Below are 22,365 nucleotides of genomic sequence, written 5' to 3'. Positions count from 1 at the left end.
AGACGTCACTCCTTTTAAATCCTGACATTTTACCGAATTAAGCTGCAGAGAGCAGCTCTCGGCGCTTCGGCAAAACGCCTAAAATCACAAAAATATTGTTTGAAGGCCATAAAAAGACATACCGCCGCCTAAATCATGCGGCAGTGTAGTGAGAGAACGCAGCACAAAATGCCCTGAAAAATAGTAATGGAAAATTCCACTGCTGATCAGCAGAAGAAAGGCGATATTTCTCAGGAGGGAATGTGCGGCACGATCCGTTCTCTTGATCCCGCAGGCCAAAACGGGACTGCAATATGTCGAAATCAAATGAAAAATGTAGAATATATCCCCAGAATCCCGAATCCGCACAAAAATAAAAAGATGGATAAATTGAACTTGTTCACAACTTTATCCACAGGGTGTTGATAATATGGAGGGTAAAACAACATATTCACATTCAAAAGTAATATCATCATAGCAAAAGAAGCCTTGTATTTCAATGACTCGTGGTTATTTATCCACAAATTCAATCTGTTGTGTACAATTTTTATTCACAACACAAGATATTGTTTATAATTTGTTCAGTTTTCGACAATAACTCTTTTTCACTCTAAAATGTTATGCACAGGTTATGACCATTTAAATCACAATTCCATTCTTTTTGTGGATCTGTGTATAACACCTGTTGCCTTTTGGTTACAGCGGCTTGTTTTTGTGTTGAAAATTTCCGGTAACGTTTCCGACATTATTTTTGGCAAATCAGATGGTGGGGATCTGAAACGACGTGGGTTCAAATGCGGAAATAAATAAATGAAAAAAAAGCAGTTAAAAGAGCAGTATATGTGAGGGACGAAATTCACAGTAAAATGTTGATGAATCTTGATCATGGAGAAGAAGCGAAAAATCAGGGATAAAGGGGAAGAAAAGAGTAGAGTGAATGATGGGGAAAGACGGAGAGGGTTTCTGAATGTGAAAAAGAGGGAGAGAATTCAGAAGTACATTGACTTTGGCCGCTATTTGTGGTTAAATGTACAAAGGTGTTTTTTGTGGAGATTGCTATGTTAGGTATATTCCATATAAAACGTATTCCTTGTAAGGAGGTGCAGCACAATGAGACCGACTTTCAGACCGAATGTCAGCAAACGTAAAAAAGTTCACGGCTTCCGTAAAAGAATGAGCACGAAGAATGGCCGTAAAGTTTTGGCAGCTCGTCGCCAAAAAGGTAGAAAAGTATTGAGTGCGTAATGCGTGCATAAAGACCACTACGGTGGTCTTTTTTTTCATAATTGAAGTATTTATGGATCGGATTGCTTCTTCTAATTGTAGAAATGTAGTGTAAAAAGAGGGATAAGTCCTGCATCCTGCTCTATATTAGATGAAGTTTTTGAAAACGGATATAAAATAAGCGAGATTACCATGTTGGAATATTGTCCATACTTCTTACTATATAAGAGGTAAGGGTTGCTTACCGATATGTGTAAAAGAGATGAGCAAGGAGAAGCGCCGTGCAAAAAAAATTGCGTCTACGAAACCGGGCGGACTTTGGGCGCGTATACCGCCATGGCAAATCTTTTGCCAACCATCAGTTTGTGGTGTACTGGTTCCGCCGCAGAGAGGTGGAGCAGTTCCGCGTCGGAATTTCGGCTAGCAAGAAGATCGGCAATGCAGTTGTCCGCAACCGGATGCGCAGGATCGTTAAGGAAATCGTGCGCCATCATGAGCAGGAATTGGTGGAGCAGATTGACCTGATTTTTATCGTTCGTAAGGGTGCGGTTACAAAGTCGTATCAAGAGCTGGAGAAAAGCGTGCTGCACGTTTTGCGCAAAGCCTCGCTGCTCAAGTCTACGCGCCGATAATCAGTATCTTTGTCCTACAGGATATGGTATGATTTACGTTGGAATGGATTGGTTAAGAAAGGGGTTATGAAGTGTCGCGTTTGAAGACTCAACGGGGAAAATGGTTCCTCCTGATTGCCTTATTGGCACTTGTTGCTGTGCTGTCTGGATGTACCCAGGCGGCTCACAATTCTTACACGACGGCAGACTTGGCCAATGGATCTTGGTGGCAAAGATATGTCGTTTACTGGTTTTCGTATGCGCTGGATACATTTGCCCAATGGTTCTCTGGAGAATATGGCCTGGCCGTACTGATTCTGGTGATCATCGTGCGTACTATTATTTTGCCGCTTACACTCAAGCAAGTACGCAGTTCCAGAGCAATGCAGGCTATTCAGCCGCAATTAAAAGAAATTCAAGCGAAATACAAGGATACACCTGAGCGAGTCCAGCAAGAAACGATGAAATTGTTTCAAGAAAACAAGGTTAACCCAATGGCGGGCTGTCTGCCTTTGTTAGTACAGATGCCCATTTTTATCGCGCTTTATAATGCCATTTATTATAACTCGGCATTGCGGGATCATGACTTTTTGTGGCTCCAGTTAGGTAAACCGGATCACTTCTTTATCCTGCCGATTCTAGCAGCGATTACGACCTTTATCCAAACTTGGATGATGATGAAAATGAATCCGACACCGCAGCAAGGACCAATGCAATTTTTGCTGTATGTCTATCCGGTGCTGATTCTATTCATGTCGTATAACTTCCCGTCTGCTTTGCCGTTGTACTGGTTCTTCAGTAATATTTACACGATTGTTCAAAACTATTTCCTTTATCGGAATAATGATAAGGACGCAGCATTGGCTAATGTGAAAACAGCCAGTCTCACGAAAACAGGTTCCTCTAATAGTAAGAAAAAAAGTGGTAAAAACACGAAGGGGGCTAAAAAGTCGAGATGACCAAAGTCGTGACATCAGGAAAAACCGTTGAAGATGCTGTAAGACAAGGACTCTCCCAGCTGGGAGTAAGCCGTGAACGGGTAACCGTAAACGTGTTGGAACAGCCGTCAAAAGGATTCCTGGGGTGGCTAGGGGTCAAAAAGGCGAAGGTGGAGCTTACGCTGCTTTCTGAGCCGTCTCCTGAAACCACACACACGGCTGAACCTCATGTATCGGCTCAAGCACCTTCTGACGTGGGACAGGCTGTATCACAAGCTGGGTCTGTTGCGCAGGAAGCGCAGAGGAACATGGAAGCATCCAGGGGACATATAGATCCTTATGAAGAGGCGGTGCGTTTCATCCGTGAAACTGCTGCAGGCATGGGACTGGACGTCGAAGTCGATGTCCGTCATCGCAAGGATGAAAGTACTCTGGATATCTCCGGTCCATCGCTCGGTATGCTAATTGGCCGCAGAGGACAGACATTAGATGCCTTGCAGTACCTGACGAATATTGTTGCTAACCGTCATTCTGATAAATTTATCCGAATTGTGCTGGATGCCGAGCAATTTCGTGCACGTCGGCGGAAAACGCTGGAGGATTTGGCGGAACGATTAGCGAACCAAGCTGTTCGCTATGGCAAGGAAGTGGTACTGGAGCCAATGCCGTCCCAGGAGCGGAAGCTGATTCACGCCAAGCTCCAGCAGCATGCGCTGGTTAGAACATACAGCAAGGGGGACGAGCCTAATCGGCGCGTTGTCATTGCCAAGAAATAATCCGACGCAATGGCTCTCTGCAAGCTGCAGAAGCCATTGCTTTTTTTCTTATATTTCACACTGAAACGGGTGCCGTCCTTGATGAAGGGCGGCAATGCCGTTTTTACTTGATAGGAGGTAGAAACGATATGCTGAGCGATACTATAGCTGCCATTGCAACGGCTGTCGGCGAGGGCGGCATTGCAGTTGTGCGGGTCAGCGGTCCAGAAGCGGTCACGGAAGTGGAGGCTTTGTTCCGTAGTAAAACGCCCTTAAGTAAGGTTCCGACGCACACGGTACACTATGGACATATTATAGATCCTCAAAGCCAAGAGAAGGTGGAGGAAGTTTTAGTTACAGTGATGCGGGCACCACGCTCTTTTACAACAGAAGATGTGGTAGAGATCAGCACTCATGGCGGGGTGGTAGCCGTTAAACGAGTGATGGATTTGTTACTGCTGCAAAATATACGTCTGGCTGAGCCAGGTGAATTTACGAAACGTGCTTTTTTGAATGGTCGTATTGATCTGAGTCAAGCGGAGGGCGTCATTGACTTAATTCGCTCCAAATCGGATAAAGCCTTTTCGATGGCTTTGAAGCAGGTGGATGGGCAACTGTCCCAGAATATTCGTCGTTTGCGTCATGTTTTGGTCGAGACACTTGCTCATATCGAAGTAAACATTGATTACCCTGAGCATGATGTAGAATCCTTTACGTCTGAGTTAATCAAGGATAAAAGCAGCCAGGTCATGGCGGAAATTGATCGGCTGTTGCATACAGCGGAGCAGGGGAAAATTTTGCGTGAAGGGCTGACTACAGCGATTGTCGGAAGGCCGAATGTAGGCAAATCGTCACTGCTAAACACACTGGCTCAGGGCGAACGGGCGATTGTGACCGATATTCCGGGTACGACCCGTGACGTTATTGAGGAGTATGTGACGATTAATAATATTCCGCTCAAGTTGCTGGATACAGCTGGAATCCGGGAAACGATGGACGTCGTGGAACGGATCGGGGTAGAGCGTTCGAGAACGGCAGTGAGTGAAGCGGATCTGCTGCTCATCGTCATTAATGCCAACGAACCACTGCACGAGGATGAAATGGCATTAATGGAACAAATCCGCGGTAGACAAGCGATTGTTATTATGAATAAAATGGACTTACCGGCCCAAATAGACCGGGATTTGTTGCTGCGCTATGTTCCTGAAGAGCTTATTGTGCCGATGTCTGTGAAGGAAAATGAGGGAGCAGATCGGCTGGAGCAGGCTATATCGAATTTATTCTTTAGCGGCAAGCTGGAATCAGCGGATATGACGTATGTCAGCAATGTACGGCATATTGCTTTGCTGAAGAAAGCGCGCCAATCATTGGTAGATGCCTATGAAGCCGCTGATCAATTAGTTCCGATTGATATGATCCAGATTGATGTAAGGCTGGCATGGGAGCAGTTGGGTGAGATTGTAGGCGATACTGCGCATGATGCGTTAATAGATCAAATATTTTCACAATTCTGTCTGGGTAAGTAGAACATTCAAGCATGGCTGTTTTAAGCCTGCTATCGTTATAGATACACAAGAACATATTCGGGGTGAAGACTCGAATGTATAAGGAGGTAAGAGAGGTATGGGATATCAAGGAGGCGACTATGATGTGATTATCGTCGGTGCGGGCCATGCGGGCGTAGAATCCGCCTTGGCAGCAGCACGGATGGGCTGTCGTACATTGATGATCACAATTAACCTGGATATGGTCGCATTCATGCCCTGCAACCCGTCTATTGGTGGTCCCGCAAAGGGTCATGTAGTACGGGAAATTGATGCATTGGGCGGCGAAATGGGTCGGAATATCGACAAGACATTTATCCAAATGAGAATGTTAAATACTGGTAAGGGTCCTGCCGTGCATGCCTTGCGTGCGCAAGCAGACAAGTTTTCTTATCAGCATGCGATGAAGGAAACGATGGAGAAGGAACCGAATCTGACCTTACGCCAAGGTATGGTTGAAGAACTGATTATAGAAGACGGTAAATGCGTAGGTGTAATTACGAAGACGGGCACAGAGTATCGTAGTAAAGCAGTTGTCCTGACTACTGGCACCTATCTGCGCGGGAAAATCATTATGGGTGAGCTGATGTATGAGAGTGGTCCGAACAATCAGCAGCCTTCGTTGAGACTTTCTGAACATTTGAGAGAGCTTGGTTTTGATCTAGTTCGGTTTAAGACAGGAACACCACCACGTGTGCATAAGGATACAATTGATTTTAGTAAAACAGAAATACAGCCAGGCGATGATCAGCCGAAGTTCTTCTCCTATGAAACGAAGTCCTCGGATAATGAGCAGCTTCCTTGCTGGCTGACGTATACTTCAGTGGAAACACATCAGATCATTAATGATAATTTACATCGTGCACCGATGTTCTCTGGTCTGATTGAAGGAACGGGCCCACGTTATTGCCCATCTATTGAAGATAAAGTGGTGCGTTTCAGTGATAAGCCGAAGCACCAAATCTTTTTGGAGCCTGAGGGTAAAAACACATCTGAATACTATGTTCAAGGCTTGTCGACAAGCTTGCCAGAGGACGTGCAATTAGCAGTACTACGTACCATTCCAGGGATGGAAAAGGTAGAAATGATGCGTAACGGTTACGCTATTGAATACGATGCGATGGTACCAACTCAATTGTGGCCTACTTTGGAAACGAAAAAAGTACCTGGCTTATTCACGGCAGGTCAAATTAACGGGACATCTGGTTATGAAGAAGCTGCGGGTCAAGGAATTATGGCTGGGATTAATGCAGCTCGTAAGGTGCAGGGCAAAGAGCCCGTCGTACTGGATCGTTCTCAAGGCTACATTGGGGTTCTGATTGACGATCTGGTGACGAAGGGTACAAATGAGCCATATCGCTTGCTGACCTCCCGTGCAGAATACCGTCTGTTGCTGCGGCATGATAACGCGGATCTGCGATTGACTCCGATTGGGCATGATATTGGCCTGATTACAGATGAACGATACGAGCGCTTTTTGGATAAAAAACAAAAGGTAGAGCAAGAAATTGAGCGTTTGCGTTTAGCTAAAGTTCGTCCAGTTGATGTAAATGAGATGCTGGAGCAAGGTGGATCTGCACCGATACAGGACGGCAGTAATTTGTTAACGGTACTGCGTCGACCTGAGATTAGCTATGCACAAGTGGCACAAATTTCACCTTCACCTGTAGCCCTTACTGAGGAAGAGCAAGAACAGGTGGAGATCCAAATTAAGTATGCGGGCTACATTGAAAAGCAGTTGATGCATGTAGAACGCCTGCAAAAGATGGAGAAGAAGAAGCTTCCAGAGGATATCGCATACAATGAAGTTCAAGGCTTGGCCATTGAAGCCAAGCAGAAACTTGAGAAGATTCGTCCGATGTCCATTGGTCAGGCATCCCGTATCTCCGGTGTAACTCCTGCGGATATTTCCATTTTGCTGGTTTATTTGGAGCACTATAACCGTGTAACGGCAGCGAGGGGATCTTAATGGACGCGATACAACAGCAGTTCAAGCAGCGGCTGGCAGAGCATAGCATTGTGATTAATGACAGTCAGTTAGAGCAGTTTGAAACATATTACCGTGTGCTGGTTGAATGGAATGAAAAAATGAACCTGACGGGTATTACTGAGCGAGAAGCGGTGTACACCAAGCATTTTTACGATTCTGTTTCACTTGCCTTTTATGTTCCGTTAAATGATGTGGAGAGCCTGGCTGACATTGGGTCAGGCGCAGGTTTCCCTGGTATCCCTTTGAAAATATGTTTTCCACATATTCAATTGACCATCGTAGACTCATTGAACAAACGGATACAATTCTTAGCACATGTTGTAGAGCAGTTGGGACTGGAAAATGTCGAACTGATTCACAGCAGGGCAGAGGAATTGGGACGCAAAGCAGGATATCGTGATAGCTATGATCTGGTCACAGCCCGAGCCGTTGCCCGTCTCGCGGTACTAAATGAATTTTGTCTGCCTTTTGTCCGTGAAGGAGGGCACTTTGCAGCGATGAAGGGTAGCGATCCAACCGAAGAAATCATGGAAGCTTCCTACAGTTTGAAAGAGCTGAAGGGGAGAATTAAGCATGTTCAGGCCTTCCAGCTACCTGTTGAGGATGCAGCTAGACATATGATTATTATTGAAAAAAGAGCAGCTACACCACGGAAATACCCGCGTAAGCCAGGTACTCCTTTGAAGGCTCCGTTAGTGTAAATGTTTGAAAGAAAGTGAATGTTTCACGTGAAACATTCACTTTTTTTATGGTTTATAGATCTTTGCTTAAGAAGACTCCTTGCGTAATACCCTCTACATAATTTTATTCTTTTATCCTTTCGAAAAGCTGGTAGAGACGATAGGATTATGACTGGAAAAGTGATAGAATAGAGATAATCGTTTTAGTGTAAGTTGGCTGCTTCCCGTACTCATGATTTCAGATATACATATAGGGAAGTGGGACAACAAATGTCAGGGGAGTACGTGGAGTGTACCCGCTTACGGCGCTGTTTCATATAGAAGGGTCTACAATCCCCGTAAGGAACTGTTTTTCACGAAGCGCTGTTTGTATGGTGCTATTATGAAATTAGGTGGTATTATACGGAATGAAAGAACAATTTTCCAAGCTATTTGGTTTGACGGAGCGATCCAATGGGGACGAAATAAAACAAATTCCAGTTCGGGATATTGTCAGCAGTCCTTATCAGCCCCGCACCATATTTGACGACGAGAAGATTGATGAGCTATGCCAGACTATTAAGACGCATGGTGTAATTCAACCGATTGTCGTTCGTTTCCGTAATGGACAATATGAAATTATAGCAGGGGAACGTCGTTGGAGAGCTGTCACCAAGCTGGGTATGGAGACGATTCCAGCCATTGTTCGTGAGTTTAATGATTCACAAGCTGCATCCATCGCGTTGATTGAGAATCTTCAGCGTGAGGGTCTAACTGCGATTGAAGAGGCTGTAGCTTATCAAAAGCTGATTGACCTGCATCAACTTACCCAGGAAAGCCTCGCTCAGCGACTTGGCAAAAGCCAATCCACTATTGCTAATAAAATACGGCTGCTTCATTTGCCGGAGAGAGTGAAAGAGGCCCTAATGGAACGGAAGGTGTCCGAGCGTCACGCCCGTGCATTATTGTCGTTAGAGACCGAAGAATTACAGTACAAGGTTTTAGATGAAGTAATTGCTAAGGAACTCAATGTGAAGCAGACAGAGGCACGAGTTGCCTTTTATAAACAAGTATCCACGATTAAGAAATCAAAGCGGATTTCCTTTACTAAGGATGTCCGGCTTGCGCTGAATACGATTCGTCAATCCATTGATATGGTGTCTGGCTCAGGGTTGGATATCAAAACAAAGGAATCTGATCATGAGGATCACTATGAGATTGTCATTCAAATTCCCAAACGTAAGTAAGGGATGAAGCGTACAGCGGCAGCAATTGCCGCTTTTTCTGTCTAACGCCAACATAAAACCGCAGCATACTCGTATTCTATTTTGAAAATTGCCGTTATCCGTAAGTTAAGGACTAAGTAACGTCTTCATAGAGCTTTTGCAATCATGGAACGTAGCAGGATTCCGATTAAATTATGAGGTGAATGAAGTGTCAAAAATAATAGCCGTAGCCAATCAAAAGGGCGGAGTAGGCAAAACGACTACTTCCGTGAATTTGGGCGCCGGACTTGCTTCCCTCGGCAAAAGGGTATTGCTCGTGGATATCGACCCGCAAGGTAATACAACCAGCGGTGTGGGTATCAATAAGGCGGATGTGGCAAATTGTATTTATGATGTACTCATTAATGAGGTTGACCCTAGCGAGGCGATTATCAGTACACAGGTCGAGGGATTGGATATTATCCCGGCAACTATTCAATTAGCAGGTGCTGAAATCGAACTGGTACCAACTATTTCTCGCGAATTGAGATTAAAAAGATCACTTCAGCTCGTCAAGCATAATTATGATTATATATTAATAGATTGCCCTCCATCGCTGGGTATTTTGACGCTCAATTCCTTGACGGCTTCCGATTCAGTCATTATTCCGATCCAGTGTGAATATTACGCGCTGGAAGGATTAAGCCAATTGTTGAATACCGTGCGATTAGTACAAAAACATTTAAATACCTCTTTGCAAATTGAGGGTGTGTTGCTAACTATGTTTGACGCTCGCACAAACTTGGGCATTCAGGTCATTGAAGAAGTGAAAAAGTACTTTCAAAGCAAAGTTTATCAGACGATTATTCCACGCAACGTGAGACTCAGCGAAGCACCATCACATGGCCAGTCCATTATTACGTATGATCCCCGTTCTCGTGGGGCAGAGGTATATATTGAGTTGGCAAAGGAAGTGGTATCTTATGAGTAAACGGTTGGGAAAGGGACTGGATGCACTTATTCCCTCCCTTACAGTCAGTGAAGAGGATAAGGTTGTTGACATTCCGCTCAGCCAGTTGCGGGCGAACCCATACCAGCCTCGGAAAACGTTTGATGAGGAGTCTATTAAGGAATTAGCGGAATCCATTCGTCAGCACGGTGTTATCCAACCCATTATTGCGCGTAGTGTCTTGAGAGGATATGAGATTATAGCCGGGGAAAGGCGGTTTCGGGCATCTCAATTTTGTGGGAATCCGACCATACCCGTGGTTGTTCGCAATTTTACAGATCAGCAGGTAATGGAGATTGCCTTGATTGAGAATTTGCAGCGTGAAAACTTAAATGCAATGGAAGTAGCAGTAGCTTATCAGGGGTTAATGGATCAATTCTCCTTAACTCAGGAAGAGTTGTCCATGAAAGTGGGAAAATCACGTTCACACATTGCCAATTTCCTTCGCTTGCTCGCATTGCCTGAAGAGGTTAAAGATCATGTTTCACGTGGAACATTGTCTATGGGGCATGCTAGAGCAATTGTTGGGCTCAAAGATCCAGACATGGTAAAACAACTAGCCTTGCAATGCATTGAGCAACAGTGGAGTGTTCGTGAACTCGAGGAAGCCGTACAGCAGTTGGATCATAAGCCTGGAGAAACAAAAGCTAAAGCAAAGGTACGAAAAAAGGACCCCTATATTGACCATATGGAAGAGTCCCTACGCGAGCGTTTTAAAACAACTGTGAAGATCAAGCACAATAAAGATAAAGGCAAAATCGAATTGAATTATTACAGCCAGCAGGATTTGGAAAGATTACTGGAGCTATTACAGTAGTCCGTAAAAATATGGACATGTCTCCTTGAGTGAAATGGAAAGTGAGATATGTCTTTGCTTTGTCTGGAATTGCAGGAATCAGAATGGTTTTGATGGATAAACTAATAGCCTTGTGTTATTTGTCTCGCTGTTCTCAAACGTTTAAAATAAAAGGTAAGCAAAGCAGTAACATGATTTTTGAGGTAGAGGGGTAGAAACAAACATATGGCTGAATTGAATGGACTAATCATGGAGCAGCTTGCTGGAATTGTTGCAGGGATCGTGCTTATTTTGCTTATCCTGTTGATTGTTATTATTGTACAGGGATCAAAGCTGAAGAAGATACGGCGAAAGTATGAAACCATGATGGCAGGCAGCGGTGTAGAGAATTTGGAAACGCTGCTGATTGATTTAAAGGTGCAGATGGATACGATTGAAGATGAGCAGGAAGCCCACCGTGCAAGTATGAAATCACTACGCAGCAAACTGACTGGCTTGAAGGGACATATAGGCATCAAACGTTATAATGCCTTTGGTGAGAGAGGGAGCGATTTAAGCTTCTCTCTGGCTATTGTAGACGATAATCAGGACGGAATAGTATTGACCGGTATTTATAACCGGGATGGCTCATATGTGTATGCCAAGCCTCTGGAAGCGGGACAATCCGCTTATTCCTTATCACCTGAAGAGAAAGAAGCTATTACTCTTGCGCAGCAAGTAGGACAGACCGGTAATGCCACTCCCTAATTGCGGAGTATAAGCTACTAGCTATGATATCTGATAACTTCATTACCAAATTTAGTCTCGTATTTTGTAACACGAAGTATTCCATGAAGCCGCCGACGTTAACGATACCAGTCAAATGGATATCGCCGACCGGCGGTAATTCTTTATTTACACCTGCTCCAGGCTTGAGAGGACCCTCTGCAACCTGAATGCATCCAACACTGGAGGTTTGTCCAAGACATGCGTCTATGCCAATGATATAAGGCTGTTCGTATCGGTCATGTATGCCGTTCAGTGTGGTTTGCAGGTTCATAGCATGTACAGGCTCATCTAATGTTCCATACAGACTAAATAGGGGGCTTTTGTAGCGGGACAAATGGGTACCCACAAGCGGGCCAAGGCAATCTCCAGTAGAACGGTCGGTGCCGATGCAAATGATGACGATATTTTGTAGACTCCGCGCCTGATGCAGATGGAACAGCAAACGATGGATGATGGCTGATTGGATCCCGGGATCGGTGTGTGATATTTTTAAGCTTAGGGGTTCTTGCCCCGGAATGAAGTCAGATGGATAAGTCATGGAATCTTCCTTTCGTCCTGTAATGGAGTGTGCAGGTTATGCTCGCCTACCTTTAAGAATATACTTGGCCTGCGGGTAACAATTATTCTCAAGATAGTAGCTAGTATATGGATAAACTTGTGCTTTTATACTCGGGAAAAGTAGATTATTCATAGCCATTTGTTTGAAGTCGGGAGATATGCTTATATAGATAGGAAATAGAATGTGGGAAATAGAAAGAGTATTTCCCTGGTTTGAGGAGGAGTACAGCATGACCTTTATACATTGGTTGGCCGGTAATTTAGACACGGATGACGTAGTGCAAGGTGCGATTCATTGGAAGGATGCTGTATGGAAATGGCTTACAGATAGTGCGATGTGGTCGACCTTTTTGTTTGTGATTTTGAAAATTGTAATTATTTTCATCATTACACGTATCTTTATTCGAGTTATTAATAAAATTATAGATAAGTCGATGGAGCAAAAGGGAGATAACGGCAGATTCCGATTGAATACCAGACGGTTAACGACTGTTGGGGAACTGCTAAAAAATGTAACAAATATTGTATTCAATTTCATCTTAATTATGCTGGTGCTATCGCAAATGGGTATAAATCTAGGCCCTCTGATTGCTGGAGCTGGAGTGCTTGGGTTGGCTGTAGGTTTTGGGGCACAGAGCTTGGTTAAGGATGTAATTACCGGATTCTTTATTATATTTGAGGATCAATTTGCCGTAGGAGACGTCATTCAGACGGGAACTTTCAAGGGGACGGTAGAAATGATTGGGCTGCGTACAACCAGGCTGGTGAGCTGGAAAGGTGAGGTGTACATTTTACCGAACGGCTCCATTACGACAGTAACGAACTTCTCCATGTCCAACGCGTTGGCGGTGGTAGATGTGCCAATGAAGGCGGAGCGTAGTCTGGAGGAAGCCGTCAGCTTGGTAAAACAGGCGATCCAAGGCATTGAAGAGTCCAATGCGCAGATACTTAATATGCCGGATGTGTTAGGCGTTCAGTCCATGACTACATCAGAGTATATCGTACGTGTTGTGGCGGAATGTATGCCGAACACAGGGGCCTTGGTAGAGCGTGATATTCAGAATAATATCAAGAGGGCTCTGGAGGACGAGGAACATCGTCAGGCCGCACTGGAAACGGCGATCACCCTTGAAAAAGAAGATGAGCCAGGAAGAAAAGGGGGAGAGAAGGGTGGAGCGTAAGTCGTTTGAACTAGGGGATATTGTGCAGATGAAGAAGCCTCATCCGTGTGGAACGAACGAGATGGAAATCATCCGGATGGGGATGGATATTCGAATCAAATGTGTCGGATGCCAGCATAGTGTGCTGATTCCGCGTGCCAAGTTCGAAAAGAATATGAAAAAAGTGCTGCGCTCAAAGTCCAGTGGTGACGAGCAGAATTCGGAAACCATTTGAGCAGAGAAAGTGGATCATGGTGAACAAGAAATCAGCTTGCGTCATGAAAGCAATGATGATATAATTATCCTTGCTGCGGAAAGGTACCCAAGAGGTCCAAGGGGGCTGACTCGAAATCAGTTAGGCGTCGCAAGGCGTGCGTGGGTTCGAATCCCACTCTTTCCGCCACTAACTTTATGAACTAAATCAATCTCTTACGTCTGCTGACGTAGGGGATTTTTTGTTTTATGGCAATAAATAAATCAGATTACTAAAAATGAATGTAACGATATCGAAAAAATGATTAAGAATCTTTTGGTGAATGAATAAGGCGTTAGAGCAAAAGAAAGCTCCTAACAGCATTTGAAATAATTGCTGTCAGGAGCTTTCTTTTGTTATAGCTGATTAGGCGGGTAATGATAGCGTTTGGTTCTCTTTGAGCCAGAGATCATCAGAAGGATGGCTGCAATCAAATGGAGTGCCCAGCCTACAAAAGGAATCCAGGCTAGCAAGGAAGTGATTACTCCCCAGACAGAACCGTAGATCGCTTCCTGATTGCGTAACGACAGGATAAGTGTTACTGCATGCAGGACAAGCATAAACCCTAAAGCTGAGTAGCCAGTCCCCATGACAATAGCTCCTCCCACAATCGGTACAGCCAGCACCAATTCGAATATACCTGATATCCACTTTAATATACGAGAATAGCTCATCTTTAAACCTCCGTAAATAGTAGGTCTTTGTACTTGGATATATTCTAGCAGAAGGAGCTGAATTAATCTGCATTTTACCAGTATATGCAAAAAGTCCGATAATGCAACAAAGGAGGACCACAAAGGTCCTCCATCGTAGGCGATACATTTTTAACAGGATACGATCTGTCCAATCACATCATGAAACTCGGTGTACTGACTAGCAATACCGTGTTGAAAAGACAGTGTCCTTTTACACAAACCTAACGCTTCTAATGCCCGGAATGGATCTCCTAACAGTTTGTAAGGCTACGTTGTCCAACGGAACCACACCTCTCTGTTGTATCGCCTAATCATAATATGGCCAGGATTCCGAAGAAATATACATTAGTGGACGCGAGCTTTCGTTTTTTTCTTCCACTTGCGATTATGATTGGTGGTCTTCGGAAAAGAATCGCCTCTTTCCAACGTTATTTGCTGCGGGTTTTGGATTTCAGTATGAAAGCTTTTTTCTCCAACCTCCATATATACGCCGTCGTTTGGGACCTTATCCCCGGGTACGAACTCAGTCTTTTCACCCATACGGTTGTGCCTCCTTAGATAATGAATTTGGACTGCAACGGTTATTGTGCGCTGTCTTAAACAGAAACATGCGAAATTAGGGTACACAGATAGTAGTTAATCAAAAATTATTTCCTTTATATATGCAAAATTTGTGGTGTGATATAAAATTGTATAAAACCAGTGATATGATGTGTGTGAGCAGTTTTTAGCCTTATGCTCGAAATTGCAGGTTGCATTCAGGTGCTCGATTTGATAAACTGTTTTAGTGCGAGTTTAGGCTCGTTCCTTGCTCTCAACTGAGATTGAGGGCCTTATGTCCATAAGGAGGTGTAAAGAATGCGCAAATATGAAGTGATGTACATTATTCGTCCTGACATTGAACAAGAAGCTGTTCAAGCGACAGTCGACAAATTCCAAGGTATCATCTCTAACGGCGGTGGCGAAATTACGAATCACGATGTAACTAAACGCCGTCTTGCGTATGAGATCAAGAAATTCCGTGATGGTTCTTTCGTTCTGGTAAACTTCACAGCAGAACCTGCTGTTGTTACTGAGCTTGAGCGTATCATGAAAATTTCTGACGAAGTAATTCGTTATCTCATTACGAACGACGTAGCTTAATTATTGTACGTGATTATGTAATGAACAACGCTCAAAGGAGGGGATTGGATTGTTGAACCGTGTCATTCTGATCGGTCGTTTGACCAAAGATCCAGAGCTGCGCTATACACCGTCTGGTGTAGCAGTAACCCAGTTCACCCTGGCTGTAGACCGTCCGTTTACAAGTCAAGGCGGCGAACGGGAAGCGGATTTCTTGCCGATCGTAACCTGGCGTCAGCTTGCTGAAACATGCGCTAACTATCTTCGTAAAGGTCGTTTGACGGCTGTTGAAGGCCGTGTACAAGTGCGTAATTATGAGAACAATGAAGGAAAACGTGTATACGTGACTGAAATTGTTGCTGATAATGTACGTTTCTTGGAATCTAACCGCGATAGCGGCAACGGTGGCGGCAATAGCGGTGGAGGTATGCGTGAGGAGTCTCCTTTCGGAGGCGGTAACAGCAATAGTGGGCGCGGGAATAATAACTCGCGAAACAATCAGGATCCTTTTTCCGATGACGGAAAACCGATCGATATTTCGGATGATGATCTACCATTTTAATTGGGAAAGGACTGACAAAGAATGGGCTTCAGACAAAGAGAAGGCGGAGACGATAACAAAAGACCAGCTCGTCGTGGTGGTCGCAACAAACGTCGTAAAGTATGTTTCTTCACTGTGAACAAAATTACTCACATTGACTATAAAGATACAGACCTGCTTAAAAAATTCATCAGCGAACGTGGAAAAATTCTTCCTCGTCGTGTGACTGGAACAAGCGCGAAATATCAACGTATGTTGACAATCGCTGTTAAACGTTCCCGTCAAATCGCATTGCTTCCTTACACTACTGAATAGTAGTGGGTGGAAAAAAAGGATGTCCCCAATTCTGGGGACATCCTTTTTTATGATTTTTTTTATTGACAACAAGTGCCATCTATTGTAACTTACTAATAATACAATCCATGTTTACCCATTAAGTATAAATCACCTTTTAGTGGCTTAAGAAATTACAAGCTCCCCAACTCGCCAGAGTACACATTTCGGTCATTCGAAATGTTATTTTATATTACATAACACTTAGTTTTCTGTCATTTTCCACAAGTAAATTTCATAAACTTTACAAAAATAGATGTTTTGCAATTGCATTTTACATAAAAAAAGATATTGACGTGATATTATTTTACACTTAAGATAAACCTTAATAAAAATGTAATGGTTGTCAGTGCACAAAATTGACCAAGGGTCTAAAACATGTGTTCTACACTATCATTAGGAACAGTAAGGAGGGTGTGCAAAACTTCATTTTTGAACCTCAAGCTTTAACGAATCACCGCAGGAATGAGACAGGCTGTTAAATAAAGAACCGACAAGGGGGATTAACAGGATGGTGCAAACGAAGAAATGGGTTTCTTTGCTTATGGTGCTTACGATCGTTGGTGTTCTGTTTGCAGGATGTAGTGGAGGTGCTAATGAGGCACAGCCGCAGCAAGGCAATGCGGATAATAAAACAGAGGGAAATGAAGCAAGCGCACCAGTTACAGAGGGTGTTATTAAAGCGACGGATTTGTCGCAAAATCCTCCAGGAGCAACGAATCGGAAAGATAACATTGTAGTAGGTATGACGTCACCTAAAGGGGTATTTAACCCGCTATTCTGGCAAACAACTTACGATTTATATGTAGTCAGAACAGTATTTGATTCCTTCTTACAGGTGAAGGCAGATGGTACATATGAAAATAGTTTGGCTGAAAAGGTTGATGTATCGCCGGATGGTCTAAAATACACATTCCATCTGAAACCAGGTGTGAAGTATAGTGACGGCACTCCAGTAACCGTAAAGGATTATGCTTTTGTTCTCAAAGTGCTGCATGATCCGAATTATGATGGAGAAAGCGATATATTATCTTTTAAGATTAAAGGCGGTAAGGAATACCACGATGGCAAGGCGAATGATATCTCGGGTATCAAGGTCATTGATGATAACACAGTAGAGGTAACCGTTACAGAAGCAACAGCTTATACGAAGGATTATCTGGGTGAGCAATACTTCATGCCAGAAGCTTATTACGGAAAAGGGTTCAAGAAGGGTAACCTGGACAGCATCAAGGCGCTTAATAATAAACCAATCGGCTCCGGGCAGTATGTGCTGAAGAGCTTTTCCCCAGGTCAACAAGTCGTACTTGAAGCGAATCCAAACTACTTCAAAGGTGCACCAAAGGTGAAATCAGTTATTTTCAAAACGACAACAGAAGAAACAAACCTGTCTATGCTGCAAACAGGCGAAACGGACATGGACAATATCACAGTTACGGAAGACAATGTAGAGGAATTAAAGGCTCTAGGCTTCTTGGACGTGAATATTATGCCGACAAATGGCTATGGATATATTGCGTTTAATCACAAGGAAAAGAAATTTCAAGACCCTAAAGTACGTCAAGCTTTAACTATTGGTTTAAACCGTAAAGAGATTGTGCAGGGCGTGTATGGGCCATATGCGAATGTCATTAATATTCCACAGTCTACAGAATCTTGGTCTTACACGGATGAAGGTATCAATAAATATGAGTTTGATACAGCGAAGGCGAAGGCTTTGCTGGATGAGGCAGGCTGGAAGGTTGGGGCTGACGGAATTCGCGAAAAGGACGGAGAAAAGCTGACCATTAACTTCTCCGCAACTGCTGATAATCCAGTAGTAGAGGCCTTGCTACCGATCATGTCCAATAACTATAAGGAGCTCGGCATCAAGCTAACTTCTGAAACTTTAGATTTTAACGCCATTATGGATAAAAAGGATACGGGCAAGTTTGATATGTTCTTTGCGGCTTGGGGCTTAACTCCAGACCCGGACACAACGACTTTTATTACGAATGGTGCACAAAATGATATCGGCTATTCCAATAAAAAGGTTGATGAATTAACACTTGCTGGTAAGCATGAACTGGATCAAGAAAAACGCAAACAGATTTACAAACAGCTCTATCAAGAGCTGAACAAAGATCTGCCAACTATCTTTTTGTACCAACGCAGAGATATGTGGCCAGTGAATGGACGTGTATCCGGCTTAGAAATTACACCATACAAAGATTTTGAGTTCACTCTGCATAACGCTCAAATCGCTCAATAAGGGTTGCCAATTGTATGCTCAGCTCTCACGAGCTGGGCATATCACTTTATTCGTCTGGAGGAATGAATATGAAGCAGTACATTATTCGAAGACTGCTGCAACTCATCCCCACACTTATTGGCATATCCATTATCGTTTTTGCGATTTCAGCCATGGTGCCGGGTGATTATATTACAGCCAAGCAGAACCCGAATATGACCGCCGAGAAGGCGCAGCAGCTACGACATATCTACGGGCTGGATAAACCGGAATACCAACGTTATTTTATATGGGCCGGTAATATGTTAAAGGGAAATATGGGGGATTCATTGCAGCATAAGCAGCCGGTAACGAAGGTTATCAGCAATTATGTATGGAACTCTTTTATTATCGCTTTTTTTAGTCTTATTTTTAGCTGGCTCATTGCCATTGTTGCAGGGGTATTTTCAGCTAAGTTCCAATATTCCTTATTCGATAAGTTTGTTACGTTATTTATTTTCTTATGTATGTCGCTGCCTTCATTTTTTATTGGTCTATTGGTCATCAAAATATTTGCTCTTGAATGGGGGATTCTTCCCGTCGGAGGCATGACCACAGCAGGGGTGGAAGCAGGCTCGTGGGATTATATGGTGGATGTCCTCAAGCATATGTTCCTACCGACACTCGTACTTACGATGCTGAGTACAGGAAGCCTGACTCGTTATTTCCGTACAGGCATGTTGGAGGTCATCCGGCAGGATTATATCCGTACCGCACGTGCCAAGGGCTTGAAGGAGCGGACGGTTATTTTCAAGCATGCACTGCGCAATGCTCTGATTCCAGCAATCACACTGCTCGGGTTCGAGCTTCCAGCCTTATTTGGTGGGGCAATGATCCTGGAAAAGGTATTTGTATGGCCGGGTGTGGGGCAGGTTTATCTGGAGTCTATTAGTATGCGGGATTATCCGTTTATGCTGGGCTTCACGATTTTCCTGGCCATTCTTACGCTCCTCGGTAATTTACTTTCTGATGTATTGTATGGCATGGCCGATCCAAGAATTCGCTTGAAATAGGAGGGATACTATTGTCCGCGGAAACAGTCACGATTGAAACGAATCAAAAGGCGGCGATCCGTCCTGAAGCGTCTCCATGGAGAATCGCCATTCGTCGTTTTAACCAAAACCGCCTGGCTTTGGCAGGTCTCGTTATATTAATTCTCATGGTTATCATTTGTGTATTTGGCCCCATGATTTCACCTTATCATTTAGATGATTACAAGCTATCTGACAAAAATTTATCCCCTAATGCGAAGTACTGGCTTGGTACGGATAAGTTTGGTAGAGATATTTTACTGCGTACGATGCTGGCCGGCCGTATTTCTTTGACAGTGGGGCTGGTCGCCACGTTTATTTCGGTCATGATCGGGGCGACGTTGGGTGCGCTGGCAGGGTTTTATCGTAAAGGCGTGGATACGGTTATTATGCGGATTGCCGATATTTTCATGGCGCTGCCTACATTGCCGCTGCTTATTATTTTAGGTGCTGTTCTGTCGGATTTGAAGGTTGATCCGTCGAACCGTATTTATTTTCTGATGCTTATTATCGGAATCCTGAGCTGGACGAGCTTGTCCCGTCTGGTCAGAGGGCAGATTCTTACGCTGCGTGAACAGGAGTTCATGCAGGCGACGGAAGCACTGGGGTTGAGAGACCGCCGTAAAATATTCCGACATCTGCTGCCGAACACGATTCCTACTATTATTGTTACGGCTACGCTTGGAGTGGCTGGTGCGATTATTACAGAATCTGCGCTCAGTTACTTGGGGATTGGCGTTGTGCCGCCCACACCTTCGTGGGGGAACATGATATCGGCTGCGAATAACCTGATTGACTTCCGCAAACGGCCCTGGATATGGGTACCACCGGGAATGTGTATTCTAATTACTGTTGTAGCGATTAATCTGATTGGCGACGGTTTGCGTGACGCGCTGGACCCTAAAATGAAGAAGTAGGAGACGAACGTTTATGGAAAATGCTTTGATTGAATTTCGTAACCTGAAAACCCACTTTCATACCTCTAACGGAACTGTCAAAGCGGTCAATGACGTCAGTTTTAAAATTCGTGAGGGTGAAACGCTCTGTGTGGTAGGAGAATCTGGTTGTGGTAAGAGTGTAACTGCGATGACGATGATGCGGTTGATTGATTCTCCCCACACCTCCGACGGACAAATCTGGTTTGAGGGCAAAGACCTCCTAAAACTCAATAAAGGTCAAATGCAGCAAATTCGCGGCAATGACATTTCGATTATTTTTCAGGAACCGATGTCTTCGCTGAATCCAGTGCTTACGATTGGAGAACAGATTACGGAGCCGTTGCTGATGCATACATTAATGAGTAAAAAAGAAGCACGCGCCCGGGCAATTGAACTGATTAATTTGGTGGGCATTTCGCGATCGGAGGAAATATTCCATTCCTATCCTCATGAATTGAGTGGCGGTATGCGCCAGCGGATTATGATTGCTATTGCTTTAAGCTGCAATCCGAAGCTGTTGATTGCGGATGAACCGACAACGGCACTGGATGTAACAATTCAGGCGCAGATTCTTGATTTAATGCGGGATTTGAAGGATAAGCTTAAAACGTCCATTATGCTGATTACGCACGACTTGGGTGTCGTGGCAGAAATGGCCGATTATGTGGTCGTTATGTATGCCGGGAACGTTATTGAAGAGGCTCCTGTCATTGAGCTGTTCAAAAATCCGCAGCATCCGTATACTCAAGGGCTATTAAAGGCTAAACCTGTCATTAATCAGAAAATGGATCGGCTGTATTCCATCCCAGGACAGGTGCCAAACCCCATTGAGCTGGGTGAAAATTGCCATTTTCATGATCGTTGCGCACATTGCATGCAAATATGCAAGGATCAGGCTCCTCCCTTGAATGAAAAGGAGAATGGTCATAAGGTTGCCTGCTGGCTATATGAGAAAGAAGGAGGGCAACGGGTATGAGCGAGCCTTTGATTCAAGTGGAAGGGCTGAAAAAGTATTTCCCGATCACAGGCGGGGTTTTTCAGCGTACGGTCGGATATGTAAAGGCGGTCGATGATGTATCCTTTCATATTCATAAGGGTGAGTCCTTTGGTCTGGTAGGAGAATCTGGCTGCGGTAAAAGTACGATTGGGCGCACGATTCTCAGATTAATGGATAAGACAGAGGGATCAGTACGGTACAAGGGCGAAGACTTGCACGCGTTAAACAAGGAGCAGATTCGTGCGCTTCGTCCGAAGCTGCAAATCGTCTTTCAGGACCCCTTTAGCTCACTGAACCCGAGAATTAAGGTTGGTGAGGCGATCGGAGAAGCTTTGCTGGATCACGGGTTGATTGATCGTAATGAGCTGCGGCAAAAGGTCAACGAAACGCTGAATATTTGCGGTCTATCCTCGTATCACTATGATCGTTATCCGCATGAGTTCTCAGGTGGTCAGCGGCAGCGGATCGGGATTGCACGGGCCTTGATTTTGAATCCTGATTTTATTGTGGCTGACGAGCCGGTATCTGCTCTGGATGTATCGATTCAGGCCCAGATCATTAACTTGTTAAGCGATTTGCAGCAGGAACGCCAACTGACGTACCTGTTCATCTCGCATGATCTGAGTGTGGTCGAGCATCTGTGTAGCCGGATTGGTGTGATGTATCTGGGCTCAATGGTAGAGTTGGCCTCCAAGGAGGAGCTGTTCAGCAATCCGCTTCACCCGTACACCAAGGCTTTGCTATCAGCAGTACCGATTCCAGATCCGACGATCAAAAGACAGCGGATTGTGTTAAAAGGGGACATCCCGTCTCCGGCTAATCCGCCGTCAGGATGCAAGTTTCATACACGTTGTCCTATGGCAGAAGCACGCTGTAAAACAGAGGCTCCGGTATATCGAGATGCGGGCGACCAGCATTTTGTAGCCTGTCATTTTGCTTAATACGTCATACTGAAGAAGCAAAATATCCGCCTTCCTGTAACAGGGATTG

24 protein-coding genes and 1 tRNA gene are annotated in these 22,365 nt (G+C 44.3%); 22 read left to right on the top strand and 3 right to left on the bottom strand.

Annotated features, from left to right (window positions below; genetic code table 11):
- Positions 1-1,089 precede the first annotated feature (1,089 nt).
- The 11 genes from rpmH to PPM_RS26335 all read left to right on the top strand — a co-directional run bounded on the left by rpmH (position 1,090) and on the right by PPM_RS26335 (position 11,457).
- On the top strand, positions 1,090-1,224 hold the full coding sequence (rpmH, locus tag PPM_RS26385; RefSeq protein ID WP_007433250.1) for a 50S ribosomal protein L34: 135 nt from the start codon (positions 1,090-1,092) through the stop codon (positions 1,222-1,224).
- 260 nt (positions 1,225-1,484) lie between these two features.
- On the top strand, positions 1,485-1,835 hold the full coding sequence (gene rnpA, locus PPM_RS26380; protein WP_013373922.1) for a ribonuclease P protein component: 351 nt from the start codon (positions 1,485-1,487) through the stop codon (positions 1,833-1,835).
- Between the two features lie 71 nt (positions 1,836-1,906).
- A complete protein-coding gene (locus tag PPM_RS26375; protein ID WP_013373921.1) occupies positions 1,907-2,773 on the top strand; it encodes a YidC/Oxa1 family membrane protein insertase in 867 nt (288 codons plus the stop codon).
- Entirely contained in the window at positions 2,770-3,528 is a 759-nt protein-coding gene (gene jag, locus PPM_RS26370) for an RNA-binding cell elongation regulator Jag/EloR (RefSeq protein ID WP_013373920.1), read from the top strand. Before PPM_RS26375 ends, jag begins: the two co-directional genes overlap by 4 nt.
- Positions 3,529-3,656: 128 nt before the next feature.
- Positions 3,657-5,033: a tRNA uridine-5-carboxymethylaminomethyl(34) synthesis GTPase MnmE gene (gene mnmE, locus PPM_RS26365; RefSeq protein ID WP_013373919.1), complete on the top strand. Its 1,377-nt coding sequence runs from the start codon at positions 3,657-3,659 to the stop codon at positions 5,031-5,033.
- A gap of 97 nt (positions 5,034-5,130) precedes the next feature.
- The gene (gene mnmG, locus PPM_RS26360; protein WP_013373918.1) at positions 5,131-7,020 is read left to right on the top strand and encodes a tRNA uridine-5-carboxymethylaminomethyl(34) synthesis enzyme MnmG; all 1,890 of its coding nucleotides are present in this window, start codon (positions 5,131-5,133) and stop codon (positions 7,018-7,020) included.
- On the top strand, positions 7,020-7,742 hold the full coding sequence (rsmG, locus tag PPM_RS26355; RefSeq protein WP_013373917.1) for a 16S rRNA (guanine(527)-N(7))-methyltransferase RsmG: 723 nt from the start codon (positions 7,020-7,022) through the stop codon (positions 7,740-7,742). Before mnmG ends, rsmG begins: the two co-directional genes overlap by 1 nt.
- 386 nt (positions 7,743-8,128) lie before the next feature.
- Entirely contained in the window at positions 8,129-8,947 is an 819-nt protein-coding gene (gene noc / locus PPM_RS26350; RefSeq protein WP_013373916.1) for a nucleoid occlusion protein, read from the top strand.
- A gap of 187 nt (positions 8,948-9,134) precedes the next feature.
- Positions 9,135-9,896, top strand: a complete 762-nt coding sequence (locus tag PPM_RS26345) for a ParA family protein (RefSeq protein WP_013373915.1) — start codon at positions 9,135-9,137, stop codon at positions 9,894-9,896.
- Positions 9,889-10,731 carry a ParB/RepB/Spo0J family partition protein gene (locus PPM_RS26340; protein ID WP_013373914.1) on the top strand — a complete coding sequence of 281 codons (843 nt, stop codon included), beginning with the start codon at positions 9,889-9,891 and terminating at the stop codon, positions 10,729-10,731. The genes PPM_RS26345 and PPM_RS26340 overlap by 8 nt, the downstream gene beginning before the upstream one ends.
- 204 nt (positions 10,732-10,935) lie before the next feature.
- Entirely contained in the window at positions 10,936-11,457 is a 522-nt protein-coding gene (locus tag PPM_RS26335; protein WP_013373912.1) for a DUF4446 family protein, read from the top strand.
- Here PPM_RS26335 and yyaC read toward each other — a convergent pair.
- Positions 11,411-12,016 carry a spore protease YyaC gene (gene yyaC / locus PPM_RS26330; protein ID WP_013373911.1) on the bottom strand — a complete coding sequence of 202 codons (606 nt, stop codon included), beginning with the start codon at positions 12,014-12,016 and terminating at the stop codon, positions 11,411-11,413. The two genes, PPM_RS26335 and yyaC, sit on opposite strands and share 47 nt — an antisense overlap.
- Positions 12,017-12,266: 250 nt before the next feature.
- On the opposite strand from yyaC, the gene PPM_RS26325 reads away from it, so the two are divergent.
- The 3 genes from PPM_RS26325 (at position 12,267) to PPM_RS26315 (ending at position 13,599) form a co-directional block, all read left to right on the top strand.
- Complete coding sequence (locus PPM_RS26325; RefSeq protein ID WP_013373910.1) at positions 12,267-13,217, top strand: mechanosensitive ion channel family protein; 951 nt, start codon at positions 12,267-12,269, stop codon at positions 13,215-13,217.
- Entirely contained in the window at positions 13,207-13,431 is a 225-nt protein-coding gene (locus tag PPM_RS26320; RefSeq protein ID WP_013373909.1) for a DUF951 domain-containing protein, read from the top strand. The genes PPM_RS26325 and PPM_RS26320 overlap by 11 nt, the downstream gene beginning before the upstream one ends.
- Before the next feature lie 77 nt (positions 13,432-13,508).
- Positions 13,509-13,599, top strand: a tRNA-Ser gene (locus PPM_RS26315).
- A 206-nt stretch (positions 13,600-13,805) separates the two neighbouring features.
- Here PPM_RS26315 and PPM_RS26310 read toward each other — a convergent pair.
- Together PPM_RS26310 and PPM_RS26305 are read right to left on the bottom strand one after the other, a co-directional pair.
- Positions 13,806-14,123 carry a hypothetical protein gene (locus tag PPM_RS26310; protein ID WP_013373907.1) on the bottom strand — a complete coding sequence of 106 codons (318 nt, stop codon included), beginning with the start codon at positions 14,121-14,123 and terminating at the stop codon, positions 13,806-13,808.
- A 366-nt stretch (positions 14,124-14,489) separates the two neighbouring features.
- The gene (locus PPM_RS26305; RefSeq protein WP_013373906.1) at positions 14,490-14,684 is read right to left on the bottom strand and encodes a YjzC family protein; all 195 of its coding nucleotides are present in this window, start codon (positions 14,682-14,684) and stop codon (positions 14,490-14,492) included.
- 318 nt (positions 14,685-15,002) lie between these two features.
- Here PPM_RS26305 and rpsF point away from each other — a divergent pair, with 318 nt between their 5' ends.
- The 8 genes from rpsF (at position 15,003) to PPM_RS26265 (ending at position 22,316) form a co-directional block, all read left to right on the top strand.
- Positions 15,003-15,287 (top strand): 30S ribosomal protein S6, encoded by a 285-nt coding sequence (gene rpsF, locus PPM_RS26300; protein ID WP_007433230.1) that lies wholly within the window; start codon positions 15,003-15,005, stop codon positions 15,285-15,287.
- A gap of 49 nt (positions 15,288-15,336) precedes the next feature.
- On the top strand, positions 15,337-15,828 hold the full coding sequence (gene ssb, locus PPM_RS26295) for a single-stranded DNA-binding protein (RefSeq protein ID WP_010346813.1): 492 nt from the start codon (positions 15,337-15,339) through the stop codon (positions 15,826-15,828).
- A gap of 21 nt (positions 15,829-15,849) precedes the next feature.
- Complete coding sequence (gene rpsR / locus PPM_RS26290; protein ID WP_013312800.1) at positions 15,850-16,122, top strand: 30S ribosomal protein S18; 273 nt, start codon at positions 15,850-15,852, stop codon at positions 16,120-16,122.
- 529 nt (positions 16,123-16,651) lie between these two features.
- The gene (locus tag PPM_RS26285) at positions 16,652-18,391 is read left to right on the top strand and encodes an ABC transporter substrate-binding protein (RefSeq protein WP_013373905.1); all 1,740 of its coding nucleotides are present in this window, start codon (positions 16,652-16,654) and stop codon (positions 18,389-18,391) included.
- Between the two features lie 68 nt (positions 18,392-18,459).
- Positions 18,460-19,422 carry an ABC transporter permease gene (locus tag PPM_RS26280; protein WP_013373904.1) on the top strand — a complete coding sequence of 321 codons (963 nt, stop codon included), beginning with the start codon at positions 18,460-18,462 and terminating at the stop codon, positions 19,420-19,422.
- A gap of 11 nt (positions 19,423-19,433) precedes the next feature.
- Complete coding sequence (gene opp4C, locus PPM_RS26275; protein WP_013373903.1) at positions 19,434-20,357, top strand: oligopeptide ABC transporter permease; 924 nt, start codon at positions 19,434-19,436, stop codon at positions 20,355-20,357.
- Positions 20,358-20,370: 13 nt separating this feature from the next.
- Positions 20,371-21,354: an ABC transporter ATP-binding protein gene (locus tag PPM_RS26270; RefSeq protein ID WP_013373902.1), complete on the top strand. Its 984-nt coding sequence runs from the start codon at positions 20,371-20,373 to the stop codon at positions 21,352-21,354.
- Positions 21,351-22,316, top strand: coding sequence for an ABC transporter ATP-binding protein (locus tag PPM_RS26265; protein WP_013373901.1), 966 nt, complete (start codon positions 21,351-21,353; stop codon positions 22,314-22,316). Before PPM_RS26270 ends, PPM_RS26265 begins: the two co-directional genes overlap by 4 nt.
- Positions 22,317-22,365 lie beyond the last annotated feature (49 nt).

Source organism: Paenibacillus polymyxa M1 (assembly GCF_000237325.1).
GTDB lineage: Bacteria > Bacillota > Bacilli > Paenibacillales > Paenibacillaceae > Paenibacillus > Paenibacillus polymyxa_C.
The sequence above is the reverse complement of the archived record's forward strand: the minus strand, read 5'-3'. Positions and strand labels throughout refer to the sequence as shown.